Source organism: Micromonospora sp. NPDC050980 (genome assembly GCF_040653835.1).
Taxonomy (GTDB): Bacteria; Actinomycetota; Actinomycetes; order Mycobacteriales; family Micromonosporaceae; genus Micromonospora.
In genome coordinates, this window is record NZ_JBFAGS010000021.1 from 1 (window position 1) to 15752 (window position 15752).

Sequence of the window (15752 nt, forward strand, 5' to 3'; positions counted from 1 at the left end):
CTGAACGCCTTCCAGATCGCCTTCGAAGGCCGGCTCACCCCGGCCAACCACTGACCACCTCAACAACCAAGATCAGCCGTTAACTTGACAGACCCTCGGGGGGGGGTGTTCTCGATGAGGACCAGATAGCGGCGGGCCGCCAGCCAGTGCAGATCCTGGAGGCACTCCGAGAAGGCCGGCCAGTTCCACCCGAAGTAACTCGGGAACCGCAACGCGTCGGAGAACTGCTCGAACACGCCGTCGACATCCGTCATCGCCGCACCGTCCAGCCGGGCCACGGCCACCTCACCGGACGGTGGGACAGCATCGTCCACGGAGAGTCGGGTGGTGCGGGCGAGCACCTGGACAGGAGATTCTGAATTCTCCCACACGTTATGACCCCGGTACGGCGACGATGAAGTACTGGTAATGAGCGGGCGAGTAGTACACGGAGCCGTCCGAGCCCGTGACGATCCGCTCGCCCCCAGGGTTGGGGTCGTTCCGCGACTGGACCGTACCCCACTCCCGGTATTCGACGGCATTACCCCGGGCGTCGTGCGTCGGGAGGATGAATCCACCGGAGCGGCCGTCGTTCTCGAAATGCTTCGGCACCGGCGGTCCTCCGTCCCCGATGGACTGCGCGATGACACCGTCCCGCCGGATGCTACCGATGACAGCCGCCGGCAGCCCAGGTCGCCGACGGGCTCAGCGGGGTCGCCGAGTAGTCGCCGGCCGGACCGGAGGCTCCAGCCGTCGCCGCGACCAGGGACTGCGTCGCGCCGACCGACACCTCGGCCGACACCGACATGGTCACGAGGTCGTTGCGTGACGGCAGGGGCGTGCCGGCACACTCCTTCCTCCCGGGCGTCGTCAGCGCGCGCCCCGGGAGGGACACCAGCCGGAGCCGGCTGGACCAGTCCGCGCCGTAGGCCGTGGCGAACGATCGATAGTCGAGGCTCACCCTGGTCCGGCCGGCGGTGGCGACGCCGTCGGCGCGGCCGAGCCGCAGTACCACGCCGGCCACCCCGGCCTGCGCGGTCGTCTGTCGATCGAGAACCTCGACGCGTACCCGTTGCGGGGCCTGCGACGCACGCGGCGCCGCGGCCACGCGTACCGGCAGCCGCCCCGCCTTGACCGCGGCGGCGCCGGCCGTCGCGAGGTCGGCCACCTCGGCGCCGGTCGTCGGCCATACCGGCGTCGGTGAGAAGGCTCTCCCCCCGACGCCGATCACCCCCAGTCACGTTGGCGACATCCCGTTGGCGTGTCGTCCAGTGCCGGCGACACGTCGCCCATGGCGGACGGCGAGCGTGAGCGCACCGATGAGCGCTTCGAGAGCGAGAGCCGCCGGGTGGACCCGGAGGCGTTCGACGAACTCGTGGCGCGGGTCCGCACCGACGGGCACGCCCTGATCGACACCGTGGTCGGGCAGTGGCGGATGGCCGACGACCGGCGCGGCGAGGTGATCCGCCGGTACCCCTCGGACGCCCACGACGCGCTGGACACCGTACTCAATCTCGCCCGGCTGACGCCCGACGTGGCCAACGGGCTCGCCACCGGCCGGGAGAACGCGGGCGACCTGTGGCGCAGCGCCCGGGATTTCGCGGGGGCCGCCCGGCGGGAGACGGAGCGGGCGCTGGGCCCCGCGGCCGACACCGACGACGGCCGGTTCCTGCTCGACCTGACCGAGTATGTGGTGGAGCGCAACCGCTGACCGACTCGCGTCAGTCCTCCACCCAACCGTGCTGACGCGCCATGGCCACCAGCGCCCGCCGGGCCTGCAGGATCTGCGCACCGGTCATGGTCGGCACGTTCGCCAGCAGCAGCTCGGTGAGCGACGCCTCGAACTGCCCGACCGCCAGCACGTCGCACTCGTCGTCCTGCACCGGCGAGGCGGTGCGGGCCGGCACGGCGTTGCTCGCCCCGGCCAGCGACACCGGCGGCGGGTCCAGCGTCACGCTCGCGACCTTGGGGCCACGATCGGACTGCACGACCTCGTAACTCACCGTCATCCCGGCGGTGACCGCGTGCCGCTCGTCGCCGAAGTCGTTCGCGTGCACGAACACGTCGTCGCCGCCGTGCGCCGGCGCGATGAACCCGTAACCCCTGACGTCGTCGAACCGAACGATCGTGCCTCTTTCCACCACAAACCACCCGCCACTCGCCACCCGAGCCAAACGCCTGTCCGACAGCCTAGCGAGCGTCGCCGTGACGGTTCTCACCGCGTCACCGAGGCAGGTCAGCGGCGTTGAGCGGGTACGAGCGGTACCCATGACGTCGTCTCCCGAGGTAGCCATGACCAGCATCACCGACCCGGTCGACCCGGCACACCTGCGGGCCGTGCTCGACGGACCGTGGGCCCGGGTCCGCGACGCGCACCGCGCACACCTCGACGAGCGTTTCCTGCCGGTCTACGGCGAGACCGGCGACGAGGCGCGGGAGCGGATCAGCCGCCTGCTCCGCGAACTCCCGGTCGAGCTGGGCATCGGCGGTGGCTTCCCCACCGAGTACGGCGGCGACTCCGACGTCGGCGCCTCGATCGTCGCGATCGAGATGCTGGCCCAGGTCGACCTGTCGCTGATGGTGAAGGCGGGCGTGCAGTGGGGCCTGTTCGGCGGCGCGGTCGCCGCCCTCGGCACCCGCCGGCACCACGACGCCTACCTGCGCGACATCATCGCCGGCGACATCTTCGGCTGCTTCGCGATGACCGAGACCGGCCACGGCTCGGACGTCCAGCAACTGCGCACCACCTGCGTGTACGACCCGCGGACGCAGACGTTCGACCTGCACACCCCGCACGAGGCGGCGCGCAAGGACTACATCGGCAACGCGGCCCGCGACGGCCGGATGGCGGTGGTCTTCGCCCAACTGGTCGTCGACGGGCGGCGGCACGGCGTGCACGCGTGGCTGGTGCCGATCCGCGACGACCAGGGCAACCCGTTGCCCGGCGTGACAATCGGCGACGCCGGCCCGAAGGCCGGCCTGCTCGGAGTGGACAACGGCCGGCTCCGCTTCGACCACGTGCCCGTGCCGCGCGACATGCTGCTGGACCGCTACGCCCAGGTCGCGGCCGACGGCACCTACTCCAGCCCGATCGAGAACGACTCCCGGCGCTTCTTCACCATGCTCGGCACCCTGGTCCGTGGCCGGGTGAGCGTGGGCGGCGCCGCCTCGGCGGCCACCAAGGCGGCGCTGACCATCGCGGTGCGCTACGGCGACATCCGCCGCCAGTTCGGCACGCCCGATGCCGAGCGGGAGGTGCTGCTCAACGACTACCTCGCCCACCAGCGCAAGCTGCTGCCCGCGCTGGCCACCACGTACGCGCTGACCTTCGCGCAGGCCGAGCTGGTCACCGCGCTCAGCGAGGTGCAGGGCGGCGACGGCCCGGTCGACGAGCACCGGCAGCGGGAGCTGGAGTCCCGGGCCGCCGGCCTGAAGGCCGCGCAGACCTGGCACGCCACCCGCACCATCCAGATGTGCCGGGAGGCGTGCGGCGGCGCCGGCTACCTGGCCGAGAACCGGCTGCCCGGCCTCAAGGCCGACACCGACGTCTTCACCACGTTCGAGGGCGACAACACGGTGCTGCTGCAACTGGTCGCCAAGGGGCTGCTCACCGGCCACCGCGACGAGTTCGGCTCGCTGGACGGCTGGGGACGCGCCTCCTTCGTCGCCGACCAGGTCCGCGACATGGTGCTCGAACGCACCGCCGCGCGGGCGTTGATCGAGCGGCTGATCAGCGCCGGGCCGGGCCGCGACGAGGAGGTCGCCGTCACCGACCGCGGCTGGCAGCTCAAGGTCTTCGAGGACCGCGAGCGGCACCGCCTCGACGGCGCGGTCCGCCGCCTGCGCAACGGCGCCGCCCGGAAGAAGGACCACCCCTTCGACATCTTCAACGACGTGCAGGACCACGTCCTGGCCGTCGCCGCCGCGCACGTCGACCGGGTGACCCTGGAGGCGTTCGTCGCCGGCATCGAGGACGTCACCGACCCCGCGGCCCGGGCGCTGCTCTCCCGGGTCTGTGACCTCTACGCGCTCAGCGTCATCGAGGCGGACAAGGGTTGGCTGCTGGAGCACGGCCGGCTCACCCCGGTCCGCGCCAAGGCGCTCACCTCGGTGGTGAACGGCCTGCTCAAGGAGCTGCGCCCGCACATGCGGACACTCGTGGACGGCTTCGCCGTCCCGGACGCCTGGCTGCACTGCGCGATCCTGCGCGAGGAGCCCGACCGGCAGGAGACCATGGCCGCCCACGACGTCGCGACCGGACCGGCAGGCGCCGTCAGCTCATCGCGAGACTGACGGCCCAGACCACGGCGGGGCAGGCCACGCCGGCCAACGCGGCCCGCAGCGCGCACCCCGTGCCGTACGTGCGACGGCCGGCGAGTTCCCGCTCGGTCGCCGCGGGTTCCCGGCTCACCACGAGGTAGCGGCCGGTCCTGGGCAGCGTGAGCGCGGCGAGCCCGCTCTCGCCGTCGAGCGGGCCGCGCGTCCCCTGGATACCGGCCGGCGGGCCTCGGTAGGTTCGCTGTCATGAGTGACGACACCTTCCGTTCGGTGGAGATCGAGCGCACCGGCCTGGCGAGCTACACCGTCCGCAACGCCCGCGGCGGGTCGATCTCCATGGGCTCGGGCCAGGGCGACAGCTTCACGCCCGTGGAGCTGCTGCTGGCCGCCATCGGTGGCTGCACCGCCGTCGACGTCGACCACATCACCACCCGCCGCGCCGAGCCGGACGGCTTCTCCATCGTGGTCAGCGGCGACAAGATCAAGGACGAGTCCGGTGGCAACCGGATGGGCAACCTCCGGGTGGAGTTCACCGTGACCTTCCCGGACGGGCCGGACGGCGACCGGGCGCGCGAGGCGCTGCCTCGATCCCTGCGGCAGTCGCACGACCGGCTCTGCACCGTGTCCCGTACTGTCGAACTCGGCACCCCCGTCACGGTCGTCGACGTCGCCGGCGCCGCGGACGGGTGAGCCTTTCCGGTGAGGTAGTGCCGGCCCGCACCCGTCACCCGGTCCGCCGCCGACCCGCTGCACGATCATCGGCACCGGGTAGGGGGCGTCGGCGAGGTACCGTTCGCCCGCGGCGAACACGCTTCCGTCGGATGTTGAACTGACTCGTGTCACCCTCGACGACCAGCGGCCGGCCGCTGTCGTGGCCGACGAGCACCGCCCGTCCGCCCCCGGTCGCGGCGACGTCCAGCAGTCCCGAGTTCACCGCCGAGGGGCCCAACGGCACGTGCCCGGTCCAGGTGGCGCCGTCGAAGTGGCCAGCGTACGGCTGGCCGCGACCGTGGCGGTGACCAGCGTCGCCGCCGACAGGCCGCGTCGGATCGATGAATTCATGACGGTCTCCCCGAATTTGGTGAACGGCCTTCAGCATCACGCCCGGCCACGGTCCGCGCGCGCCGCGCCGGTTTGCCGTAACGGAGCCGTAAGGACGCCGGCGGCCGGCGTGCCACGCCCGACCGGCCTATCGCGGTACCGCCCGGAACCACGCCTCCCGGTCGGCCGGGTCGGGTCCGCGGCGGGGCAGCGTCGGCGGCTGCTCCCCCGCCACCGGCGCGTAGTGGTCGAACGTGGTGGTCAGCACGGCCTCGCCGCCGGTGAGGTCGGGCAGCGCGGCGACCACCTGCGGGATCCGCGCCGACGGCAGAGTGCCGCTCACCTCGAGGTAGCCACCGGCGACCGCCGTGTCGTGGACGATCGCGCCGCACCGGCCGAGCAACGCCAGCACCGCCTCCACCGCGTGCTGCGGCAGGTTGACGTCGAACCGCTCGATCGGTTGGCACACCCGGGTGCCGGCCTCGCGCAACGCCGCCGCCACCACGACCGGGGCCAGGTTGCGGAAGTCCGCCGCCACTGTGGAGATGGACTTGTCGAACTTCTGGTGCGGCCGGCTCTGTCGTGGCCAGTACCGGGACGCGGTCATGGTGACCGTGCAGTCGGTGACCGGCCAGCCGTGCCGGCCGTGCCGGAACGCGGCCCGCACGCCCTCCTCGGTGGCGGCGACGAACGCCGGCGGAAGCCGACCGGGCTCGACCCCGGCGCGGAACTCGACGCCGTGCCCGACCGGCGCGGCCTCGATGCGCAACCCCAATCCGGCGAGGTAGGGATTGCCACGCTCACGCACCCGCTCCTCGGCGCAGCCGGTGCCGGCGACCCGTTCGATACACGCCGTCAGGGTGCCGGAGAACCGCACCCGGACCCCGTAGCGGTCCGCCATCAGGGCGGCGAGCACCTCCTTCTGCACCTCGCCGTGCAGGCGGATCACCGCCTCCGCCCGCTGCTCGTCGAGCCGCAGGTCCACCAGCGGGTCCTCGTCGGCCAGTTCGGCCAGGCCGGCGAACATCGCCAGTCGCTGCTCCGGCTCGACCGGCTCGACGACTGCCTGCCTGGTCGGCGGCGGGAACCGGTAGGCGTGCCGGCGCGGCGGGTCACCGATGTGCTGGCCGATCCGGGCGGACACGCCGCGTACCGCGGCGATCTGCCCGGCGGACACCGACGGGCGCACCAGAACGCCGTCGGGCTCGATGACGCCGATCTGGGTGACGGTCTGGGGGCGGGACCCGGCGAGACGCACCCGGTCGCGGACGCGGAGCCGCCCGGACCACAACCGCAGCCAGACCCGCCGGCCCTGACCGTCGCGGTCGACGGCGAAGACCGTGCCCGCCAGCGGACCGTCCCGCTGCTCGCCCCGGGGCAGCAGGTCGGCGAGGAGGCGGCACAGGTGCCGCACCCCGGCGCCGGTGATCGCCGAGCCGCACGCCACCGGGCTGATCGCGGCCCCGCACACCGCGTTGCGGATCGCGCGCCGGACGTCGCGCACGCGCACCGACTCGTCGGTCAGCCACCGGGCCGCCACCTCGTCGTCGACCTCCGCCACGGCCTCCACCACCGGTTCGGCGTCGAGGTGCACGGCCCGTACCCGGGCCTGGTGGGTGCCCTGACCGGCGACCGTGGTGAGCACGACCGGGCGCGCCCCGAGCCGCCGGCGGAGCTGGGCGGTCACCCGCTCGACGTCGGCGCCGCGCCGGTCCACCTTGTTGAGGAAGAAGACCGTCGGCACGCCGGTGCGGCGCAGCGCCCGCCAGATGGCGACGGTCTGCGGCTGCACGCCTTCCACGCTCGACACCACCAGCACGGCGGCGTCCAGCACCGCCAGCGACCGCTCGACCTCGGCGATGAAGTCGGGGTGGCCGGGGGTGTCCAGCAGGTTGACGCGCAGGTCACCGATCGTGATCGAGGTGACGGCGGCCCGGATGGTGATGCCGCGCCGCCGTTCCAGATCCATCGAGTCGGTGCGCGTCGTGCCGGCGTCGACGCTGCCCAACCGGGCGACGGCGCCGGCATCGTAGAGCAGGCGTTCGGTCAGGCTGGTCTTTCCGGCGTCAACATGGGCGACGATTCCGAGGTTCAACAACGCCAAGGCAGAACTCCACGGTGGGACGGGTCAGGGTCCGGGGCGTGGAATCTGCTCGCATCGTCACTCCTCCTCGTGGTGCTGCTGGTCGGCTCCAGGTTCACATGCCCGCGGCGGCCGTCGCCACCGATTTCGGCGGCGGGCGGCGACGGGTCAGGGTGTCCAGCGCCCAGTCGAACTCCTGCGCCTGCCCCGACCAGGTGGCGCCGATGCCGTCGCAGGTCGCGTCGCCGAAGGCCTTCGGCTCGCTGTCCGCGTCGTTCCGGGTGAAGGGCTACGCGGTCTCCGCGATCACCACCGGCTTGCCGTAGCGCCCGCGCAGGTCGACGATGTCTCGGTGGAGGTTGGCCAGGCTGCCGTGCCACATGCAGTAGTAGGACAGGGCGGTGACGTCCCACCGCACCCCCTGGGCGCGGATGCCGTCGTAGAACCAGCGGGCGTTGGCGTTGCTGTCGGCGTCCGCGGTGGCGGTCGTGACCGCCGCGACCAGGGGTTTGGGGCGGCGCGAGGGTGTGCTCACGGGATTCTTCATCCGGGTCGCTCAGCCCACGGCGCAGCGGGCGCCGTTCAGCGAGAAGTCGGTCGGCGGCGCGTCGCTGGCGCTCCACCGTCCCTGGACGCCGAACGTCGCGGAGCCGTCGGGCGCGAGGACGCGGTTCCAACCGGCGTCGCGGGCGGTCACGGTGGCGCCGCTCTGGCCGAGCGTGGCGTTCCACCCGGAGGTGACCTGCTGGTCCCCCGGGAAGGCGAAGGTGACGGTCCAGCCGTCGATCGGCGCCGCCCCGGTGTTCTGGACCGTCACGGTGGCCACGAACCCGCCCTGCCACTCGGACTGGTTCCGGTAGGTCACCCGGCAGGTCGAGGGCGGCGGGGGTGTGGGGGTGGACACCGTGGGCAGGGTGACCGTGTCGGAGGCGATCGACACGTTGCCGACCGCGTCCCGGGCCCGCACGTAGTAGAGGTTGCGCAGCGGCGTCGGCGGAGGCAGCGACGCGGTGTAGGTCGTTCCCGGCAGGGTGGCGACGAGCGTCGAGCTGAACCAGCCGTCGAACCGGTAGACGTCGTACCCGAGCACACCGACGTCGTCGGTCGACGGTGACCAGGACAGCGTGGCGGTCGATGCGGTCACCTCGCCCACGGTCAGGTTCCGCGGGGCGCTCGGCGGGGTGGTGTCCGGGCCGGTGTCCGTCACCGGGGTGACCACGGTCAACGCCGGCGTTGCGGTCGAGCGGTGTCCGACGCTGTCGCGGGCGGCCACCCGGAAGGAGAACTGCCGCCCGGGCCCGAGGTAGGTGGTGATCGTGGTGGCGGTGACGTTCCCGACGCTGGCGCTGAAGATGACGTCGCTGAATGCCTGGTAGTACGTGATGTCGTAGCCGACGACGGGGCAGCAGCCGGGCTCGGCGGCCGTCCAGGTGAGGGTGACGGATCCGGTCCGCACCTCGCTGGCGGTCAGGTTCGTGGGCGCGCCCGGCGGGAAGGGCGAGGTGTCCGGCGTGCTGGACGCCGTGCTCGGCGCCGGCGGGGCGGATCCGGTCGGGTCCGCGGTGGACACCGTCGCCGTGCCGGGTACCGGCGCGAGCGCCGGGTGCGCGGCGGGCGGCGTACTGCCCGCGCCGGCCGCCGGCGCGGCACCCAGGGCGGCTCCGAGCAGCACCGTCACCAGCGCGACGACGGCCGGTGGACCGGGCCGCGGACGGCGGGACAGCGGGAAGGTGGGGACGCCTGTCATATCCCGACCATGCCGCCACTTCATCGATGATCGCCAACGTGTCTCACGCCTCGGTCGGTGGGCGCGACGGCCGGCCGGCGGGGGCCGGGGCGCTGTGCGGCCCCTAGCCGGCGGCACCACTCCCTTAGCCCGGCCCGAGCGGCCCGTGAATGGCACGCGCCGCGTTTCCCGGTGCCATCAGCGTCGATACTGTCGAGGCGTGACACCTGTCAGCACGGCCACGCACCCGGCGCCCCTCGGCGCCGGCCTGGCCTCCGCTGGCCCAGGACCCGTTTCTCCGGCACGGAGGAAGCCATGATCGAGTCCATTCTCCCGGCCGCGGTCACGGCCGTCGACACGTTCGTGGACCCACCGGACGCCACCCTCTTCCGCGACGAGGAGGCCGTCATCCGGATGGCGGTCGACAAGCGCCGCCGCGAGTTCACCACCGCCCGGTGGTGCGCCCGCCAGGCGATGGGTCGGCTGGGCCGACCGCCCGCGCCGATCCTGCCCGGCGCCCGGGGTGAGCCGCAGTGGCCGGAGGGCCTGGTCGGCAGCATCACGCACTGCGCCGGCTATCGCGGCGCGGTGGTCGCCGAGCGCGGGCAGGTCACCACGGTCGGCATCGACGCCGAGCCGGACGAGCCGCTCGCCAACGGCATCCTGGCCGCCATCTCGCTGCCCGAGGAACGTGACCGCATCGCCGTCCTCCAGCACGACCACCCGGCCGTGTCGTGGGACCGGATGTTGTTCAGCGCCAAGGAGTCGGTCTACAAGGCGTGGTTCCCGCTGACCGGCCGGTGGCTCGACTTCGAGGACGCGAAGGTGGTGCTCGACCCGCTCACCGGCACGTTCACCGCCGGCCTCCTGGTGAGCGCGCCGTGGGTGCAGGGGCGGAAGCTGACCGGCTTCTCGGGGCGCTGGCTGGCACGCAACGGGCTCATCGTCACCGCCATCACCGTGCTGGCTCCCGCCGGCGCCCGGATCCAGCCCGCCGGCCGCCGGGTCGCCGCCCGCCGGCCCCGCTGAGCCGCCGCCCCGAACACCACGACGGCCGTGCCCCGAGGGGCCCGGCCGTTGCGGTGCACGAGGCTCAGCCCGCGGCGGAGAAGTCGAGGTTGAGGTTGGCCGGAAGGTCGGTGCGGCGGGTCACGTTCAGCTTGCGGTAGGTCCGGGTGAGGTGCTGCTCGACCGTGCTGATGGTGATATAGAGCTTCATGGAGATCTCCCGGTTGGTGTACCCCTCCGCCGCGAGGGCTGCGACCCGCTGCTCGGCGTCGCTGAGCAGGGCCGCGCCGGCGGCCGGGTTGAGCGGCTGGGCGAGCGGCTCGGACTCGTCCCAGCCCGCGCCCCGGGTGAGGATCTTCAGCAGTGGCTGTGCCTGCGCCTTGTCGGCCAACGCCCGGGCCCGGCGGGCGATCATGCCGGCGCGGCGGGACTCGCCGAGCACGTGATAGGCCTCGGTGAGGTCGGCCAGGGCGCGGGCCAGCTCGTACTCGTCACCGCCGCCGCTGGCCAGATCGACGGCCTGGCGCAGGAACATCGGGCGGTGCCGCAGCTCGCTGGTCGCGGCGAGCAGGCGCATCGCCATCCCGTGCACCCGGGGCGAGTCCTTGCCGCACCGGGCGAGTTGCTCGTCGATCAGCTTGCGGGCCGGGCCGGGGCGGCCCATCCGCAGCAGCGCCTCGGCGGCGTCGGTCCGCCACGGGATCAGCCCGGGGACGTCGAGCTTCCACCGGACGGCCAGCTCACCACACTGCTCGAAGTCGCGCAACGCGAACGGAAGCTGACCGATCGCCAGGCTGTAGCGGCCCCGGGCGTGCAGGTAGTGCATGCCGTACCGGGTCTGGAACATCTCCGCGGCGACGGGCTGGTCGAGCTGCTCCCGGACCAGGTCGTCGTCACCCATCGCGGTGGCCGCGGTGATCAACGCCGCGAGCGGGCCGCCGACGGCGACGCCCCAACTGCTCGGCGGCATGCTCTCCAACGCCAGCCGGGCGTGCCGGACCGCGGCGGGCAGCTCGCCCAGGCGCAGCGAGATCTCCGCCCGGATCGCGGCCAGCCGGGCGAGCCGGCTCGGCGCCCGGCGGGCGCCGGCCTCCTCGATGAAGGCGTCGCACCAGGGCACGGCCCGGTCCGCGTGGCCGCTGTAGGTGAGCGCGAACAGGGCGCTCTCCACGGTGTCCAGGCTCATCTCGTCGAGCCGGGAGTTGTGCAGGATGCGCTCGACGCCGGCCGCGAGCGGCTCGGACGGTCCGCGGGTGAGCACGGTGGCCAGCGCGCTGGCGGCCTCCAGGCGATGCCCGGCCGCGACGGTCGGGATCGGCGTGGGGGCGAGCGGCGCCTGCGGGCGCAGCATCGGGAAGAACGACGGGAAGGTGGCGCGCAGCAGCGGCCGGGCGATCGCCAGCTCCGTGAGGGTTTCCTGGTCGTGCTCGTCGGCCGACGCGTTGAGCTGTTCGAAGACCGACCGGGCGTCGGCGAACTGGCCGTTCCAGAGCAGGGCCTTGGTGAGCACCAGCGCGTCGCCGCTGCGCAGGAAGCCGTTCTGCATCGCCGCGGTGAGCTCGGGCAGGTAGCCGGTGGACATGCTCGGGTTGATCCGCCAGCCGGCCCGCATCATGGTCGTCATGATCGTGGCGCGGTGCCGGTCGTCCGCGCACGTCCGCCAGGCGAGCCGGAGGTAGTCGACCGCCGCGTCCACCCGGCCGGCGCGCAGGGCCTGCCGAGCCGCGTCCTCGAGGACCGGCACCACCCAGGGGTCGTCGGCCTGACCGGCGCGCAGCAGGTGCTCGGCGACGACCTGGCTGACGGCGCCCTCGTGGTAGGCGATCTCCGCTGCGCGCCGGTGCAGCGCGATCCGCTCGCCGTCGTCGATCTGGGCCAGCACCACCTCGCGGGCCACCGGGTGCCGGTAGTCGCCCCGGTGCAGCAGGCCGGCCGCGGTCAGCACCCGGATCACCTGGGCGACCTGCGCCGGCTCCAGCCCGCTCAGCTTGTCCAGCGAACCGGCGTCCGGCAGGATCGCCAGCGCCTGCGCCACCCGCTGCGTGCGCTCCTCGGTGCGGCGCAGACAGGAGAGCACGGCCTCCGCGTACTGACCGCCCGGCACCGGCTCGTCACCCGGCGCGGCGCCGTCGGCGAGCGCCTGCCGGTGGTCCTCGACCAGGCCGCCGACCAGCAGCGGGTTACCGCCGCTGACCTGGTGCCAGCGGGGGGCGAGCCGCGCCGCGTCGTCCTCGCCCAGTTCCTCGGCCGCCATCTCCCGCACGCCGTCCACGGAGAGCGTGGCGAGCCCGATGTGGGCGCCGTGCGGCGGGCGGGCGAGACCGTCCGCGTCCAACACCGGAGCACCGGACCGCCGCTGTCCGGAGTGGCTGAACACCGCCAGCATCGGCGCGAACCGCACCCGGCGGGCCAGGTACGACAGGCAGACCAGCGAGGCGTGGTCGGCCCGGTCCAGGTCGTCGACCACGACAGCCAGCGGATAGCGTCGGGACAGCTCCAGCAGCACGGTGCAGAGCGAGTGCACGATCTGCGGGTCGAGGCGGTGCGTTCCGCCGTCACCCGGGGTGAGGGTCTGCGTGCCCTCGTAGAGGAGGTTCATCGCGCGTCGCCGCTCGTCGTCCACCAGCGGGGCGTCCAGCAGCAGTTGGCTCATCACGCCGAGCGGCAGGTCCTGCTCGGACCGCGACCCGGTGGCGGTGATGGCCAGGCCGTTGAGGTCCACCACCCGGTCGGCGAAGGTGTTCAGCAGCTCGGTCCTGCCGGTGGCCACCGGGCCCGTGACGACGGCGACCCGGCCCTTCCCGGCGACCGCGGCGGCCAGCAGGCCGTCCAGTGTCTCGATCGCCTCGGTACGCTCCACCAAACCCATCTTCTTCACTTCCTTAGTCACGAGAGGCGCCGTGGGCGGCGCGTTCCAGCGGCACCTCGGGAACCCCCGGATGGCGTCCAACCGGCCGCTCTGCGTGGTGGTGACGCTACGGTCGACCCTTGTCGTTCCGTTATTCCCCGACTATCGGAAGGCCGGGACGCCGGTGGACGGCGGCCGGGACGCCGTCCGGGTGGACGGCGACCCGGGAGAGGGTGCGGGCGCTCAGACCGCGCGGGCGAGGCGGGCCGGGCCGGGCGACCGGAGCTGCGGCGCGGGCGGGACCGCCACCCGGTTCAACCGGGCGGCCGCGCACCGGACGGCGGCCGACGCGGCGACCTCCAGATCGGCGTCGACGCCGACGCCCCACCGCACCTGGTCGCCGGCGCGCAGCTCGGCGTAGACGGCGAGCCCGCCGCAGCCGGTGAGCGCGGTGCCGGTGCGGTGCACGGCGTGCACGTCGACACCCCAGGGCAGCAGGCGACCGCGTACCCGCTCGATCTGGTCCGCCCGGGCCGCGCCCACCTCGAAGGCCGCGCCGTCGACGTGCAGATAGGCGGGCACCGCGGCGGGCAGCGGGAGCGGCACGGAGATCAGGGGCCGGGAGACGTACTCGGCTTCGAACAGCGCGGCCACCCGCTCCGGCGCCACCTCGCCGCCGTCGGCGTCGGTGCGCGCCTGCACCAGCGCGGCGAACTCGACCTGCAGGTCGCGGGGCAGGTTGAGGCCGAGCAGCGAGCTGACCACGTAGGCCACCCCGCCCTTGCCCGACTGGCTGTTGATCCGCACGACGCTCTCGTAGGTGCGGCCCACGTCCGCCGGGTCGACCGGCAGGTACGGGATCTCCCAGCGCGCGTCGGCGACCGGTGTCCCGGCCGCGGCGGCAACCCGCTTCTGCTCGTCGAAGCCCTTCTTGATCGCGTCCTGGTGCGACCCGGAGAACGCGGTGTAGACGAGGTCGCCGCCGTACGGGTGACGCGGGTGCACCGGCAGTTCGGTGCAGTGCTCCACGGTGCGCCGCACCCGGTTGAGATCGGCGAAGTCGATGCCCGGGTCGACGCCCTGGCTGAACATGTTGAGCCCGAGGGTGACCAGGTCGACGTTGCCGGCCCGCTCGCCGTTGCCGAACAGGCAGCCCTCGACCCGCTCGGCGCCGGCCAGCATCGCCAGCTCGGCGGTGGCCACACCGGTGCCCCGGTCGTTGTGCGGGTGCACCGACAGGCAGAGGTGCTCGCGGCGGCTCAACCGCCGGCCCATCCACTCGATCTGGTCGGCGAAGACGTTGGGTGTGGTCCGCTCGACGGTGGTCGGGAAGTTCAGGATGATGGGGCGGTCCGCCTCGGGCTGCCAGACGTCCATCACCGCCTCGCACACCTCCAGCGAGAAGTCCAGCTCGGTGTCGTTGAACAGCTCCTGGGAATACTGGAAGCCGAGGTCGCAACCGCTCAGGCTGCGGTCGGCGTACTTCATGAACAGCCGGGTGCCCTGCACCGCGAGTTCCCTGCACTCGGCGCGGTCCATGCCGAACACCACCCGCCGGAACAGCGGGGAGGTGGCGTTGTAGAGGTGCACGGTGGCGCGGCGGGCACCGGCGAGGCTCTCCACCGTCCGGCGGATCAGGTCGTCGCGGGCCGGCACGAGCACCGAGATGGTGACGTCGTCCGGCACCAGGTCCCGCTCGATGAGCGTACGCAGGAAGTCGTGGTCGTCCTGGCTCGCCACCGGGAAGCCGACCTCGATCTCCCGGTACCCCATCTCGGTGAGCAGCCGAAACATGATCAGCTTGCGCTCGGGGTTCATCGGGTTGACAAGTGACTGGTTGCCGTCACGCAGGTCGGTGGAGAGCCACCTCGGGGCCGAGGTGATGCTCCGGCCGGGCCACGCGCGCTCGGCCAGCGGGATCACGGCCGGTGACCGGTACCGCCGCACCGCTCGTCGAAAGGGGTTCACCACGTTCCTCCTCCCTCCGGGCCAGCCCGTTCAACACCGGCTGCCGAAGAACATCGAATAGGAATAGGGTGCGAGCAGGACCTGGATCTGGCAGGTGTCGGACTCGTCCTGCACCCGGAACACGACGGCGACCTCCGGATAGGCGGCGCTGATCCCGAGGCTGGCGAAGTACGAGTCGCTGTCGAAGACGATGCGGTACGCGCCCTGTTCGAGTTCGTCGTCCAGCCAGTCCAGGATCTGGCCGTCACTGTCGGTCTCCGCATGCGAGACGATCCGCCAACTTTCCCCGTTCGGCCGTTCGAGGCGGGCACGGACACCGGCCGCGGAACGTCCGTAGACGGCATCCAAGGCTTGCGCAGAGACACTCATTGACTACTCACCTAATGTTCGGACCCGCGACGCGGGCACCTGTCGCGTCATCATCGGCAGCGCCGTTATCGACCGGCATTCGACACGTTATCGACCGCCGGCGGAGCCGTCGGAACGCTTCTTAAACACATCGATAAGGAGTTGATGGCGGGGCTTCCTAGCGTGGTTTCCATCGAAGCCGCGACCGGCGCAAGTCGGAAGCAAGACCGAGGAGCCGGATTCCATGCGATTTTTCAACATCCGTACCATTGCCCGCATCGTCGTGGCCGCCGTCGCCGGCGCCGGCTTCGCTCTCGGGGCCGTCAACCCGGCCAACGCGGACGACACAGTCCCGAACGCGCCGGCCTCCACCCCGATCGTCACCACCGGCAACTGGCCCTGGGGCTGACCTTTCCCAACGACCGCCGCGCCGTCGCCGCCCCCGCGGTGACGGCGCTCCCGTCTGCGCACCG

General features: G+C 72.7%; 15 protein-coding genes and 1 pseudogene. 5 read left to right on the forward strand and 11 right to left on the reverse strand.

Translation table 11 applies throughout. The annotated features are described in order from the left end of the window. Window positions 1-59: 59 nt before the first annotated feature. Genes AB0H28_RS24875 through AB0H28_RS24885 form a run of 3 tightly spaced genes read right to left on the reverse strand, consistent with a single transcriptional unit; the run spans window position 60 to window position 1147 of the window. Window positions 60-341 carry a barstar family protein gene (locus tag AB0H28_RS24875; protein WP_358044708.1) on the reverse strand — a complete coding sequence of 94 codons (282 nt, stop codon included), beginning with the start codon at window positions 339-341 and terminating at the stop codon, window positions 60-62. A gap of 31 nt (window positions 342-372) precedes the next feature. Then, a complete protein-coding gene (locus AB0H28_RS24880; protein WP_358044711.1) occupies window positions 373-591 on the reverse strand; it encodes a ribonuclease domain-containing protein in 219 nt (72 codons plus the stop codon). Window positions 592-643: 52 nt separating this feature from the next. Beyond that, the gene (locus tag AB0H28_RS24885; protein WP_358044713.1) at window positions 644-1147 is read right to left on the reverse strand and encodes a hypothetical protein; all 504 of its coding nucleotides are present in this window, start codon (window positions 1145-1147) and stop codon (window positions 644-646) included. Between the two features lie 93 nt (window positions 1148-1240). On the opposite strand from AB0H28_RS24885, the gene AB0H28_RS24890 reads away from it, so the two are divergent. Beyond that, window positions 1241-1690, forward strand: a complete 450-nt coding sequence (locus AB0H28_RS24890; RefSeq protein WP_358044717.1) for a hypothetical protein — start codon at window positions 1241-1243, stop codon at window positions 1688-1690. Between the two features lie 10 nt (window positions 1691-1700). Here AB0H28_RS24890 and AB0H28_RS24895 read toward each other — a convergent pair whose 3' ends face one another. Then, window positions 1701-2120 (reverse strand): cold shock domain-containing protein, encoded by a 420-nt coding sequence (locus AB0H28_RS24895; RefSeq protein WP_358044720.1) that lies wholly within the window; start codon window positions 2118-2120, stop codon window positions 1701-1703. A 151-nt stretch (window positions 2121-2271) separates the two neighbouring features. Between AB0H28_RS24895 and AB0H28_RS24900 the strand changes: the two genes are divergently transcribed. Further along, window positions 2272-4272 (forward strand): acyl-CoA dehydrogenase, encoded by a 2001-nt coding sequence (locus AB0H28_RS24900; RefSeq protein WP_358044723.1) that lies wholly within the window; start codon window positions 2272-2274, stop codon window positions 4270-4272. On the opposite strand, the gene AB0H28_RS24905 is transcribed toward AB0H28_RS24900, so the two are convergent. Then, window positions 4253-4390 (reverse strand): hypothetical protein, encoded by a 138-nt coding sequence (locus AB0H28_RS24905; protein WP_358044726.1) that lies wholly within the window; start codon window positions 4388-4390, stop codon window positions 4253-4255. The genes AB0H28_RS24900 and AB0H28_RS24905 overlap by 20 nt on opposite strands. A 113-nt stretch (window positions 4391-4503) precedes the next feature. Between AB0H28_RS24905 and AB0H28_RS24910 the strand changes: the two genes are divergently transcribed. Then, the gene (locus AB0H28_RS24910; protein WP_358044729.1) at window positions 4504-4947 is read left to right on the forward strand and encodes an OsmC family protein; all 444 of its coding nucleotides are present in this window, start codon (window positions 4504-4506) and stop codon (window positions 4945-4947) included. Window positions 4948-5446: 499 nt separating this feature from the next. Here AB0H28_RS24910 and AB0H28_RS24915 read toward each other — a convergent pair whose 3' ends face one another. The 3 genes and pseudogenes from AB0H28_RS24915 to AB0H28_RS24925 form a co-directional block, all read right to left on the reverse strand. Continuing rightward, window positions 5447-7402: a translation factor GTPase family protein gene (locus AB0H28_RS24915; RefSeq protein ID WP_358044731.1), complete on the reverse strand. Its 1956-nt coding sequence runs from the start codon at window positions 7400-7402 to the stop codon at window positions 5447-5449. Between the two features lie 163 nt (window positions 7403-7565). Beyond that, a pseudogene (locus tag AB0H28_RS24920) lies at window positions 7566-7862 on the reverse strand (glycosyl hydrolase 53 family protein); the annotation flags it as partial. A 75-nt stretch (window positions 7863-7937) separates the two neighbouring features. Then, window positions 7938-9128, reverse strand: a complete 1191-nt coding sequence (locus AB0H28_RS24925; protein ID WP_358044734.1) for a cellulose binding domain-containing protein — start codon at window positions 9126-9128, stop codon at window positions 7938-7940. 294 nt (window positions 9129-9422) lie between these two features. Here AB0H28_RS24925 and AB0H28_RS24930 point away from each other — a divergent pair, with 294 nt between their 5' ends. Further along, entirely contained in the window at window positions 9423-10136 is a 714-nt protein-coding gene (locus AB0H28_RS24930; protein ID WP_358044737.1) for a 4'-phosphopantetheinyl transferase superfamily protein, read from the forward strand. Between the two features lie 64 nt (window positions 10137-10200). Here the strand turns inward: AB0H28_RS24930 and AB0H28_RS24935 are convergent, their stop codons facing one another. The 3 genes from AB0H28_RS24935 to AB0H28_RS24945 all read right to left on the reverse strand — a co-directional run bounded on the left by AB0H28_RS24935 (window position 10201) and on the right by AB0H28_RS24945 (window position 15300). Further along, window positions 10201-12984, reverse strand: a complete 2784-nt coding sequence (locus AB0H28_RS24935) for an AAA family ATPase (protein ID WP_358044740.1) — start codon at window positions 12982-12984, stop codon at window positions 10201-10203. Window positions 12985-13206: 222 nt separating this feature from the next. Next, window positions 13207-14931 carry a 2-isopropylmalate synthase gene (locus AB0H28_RS24940; protein WP_358044742.1) on the reverse strand — a complete coding sequence of 575 codons (1725 nt, stop codon included), beginning with the start codon at window positions 14929-14931 and terminating at the stop codon, window positions 13207-13209. A 30-nt stretch (window positions 14932-14961) separates the two neighbouring features. Then, window positions 14962-15300 carry a hydroxyisourate hydrolase gene (locus AB0H28_RS24945; RefSeq protein ID WP_358044745.1) on the reverse strand — a complete coding sequence of 113 codons (339 nt, stop codon included), beginning with the start codon at window positions 15298-15300 and terminating at the stop codon, window positions 14962-14964. Between the two features lie 223 nt (window positions 15301-15523). On the opposite strand from AB0H28_RS24945, the gene AB0H28_RS24950 reads away from it, so the two are divergent. Then, window positions 15524-15688, forward strand: a complete 165-nt coding sequence (locus tag AB0H28_RS24950; RefSeq protein ID WP_358044747.1) for a hypothetical protein — start codon at window positions 15524-15526, stop codon at window positions 15686-15688. Window positions 15689-15752 lie beyond the last annotated feature (64 nt).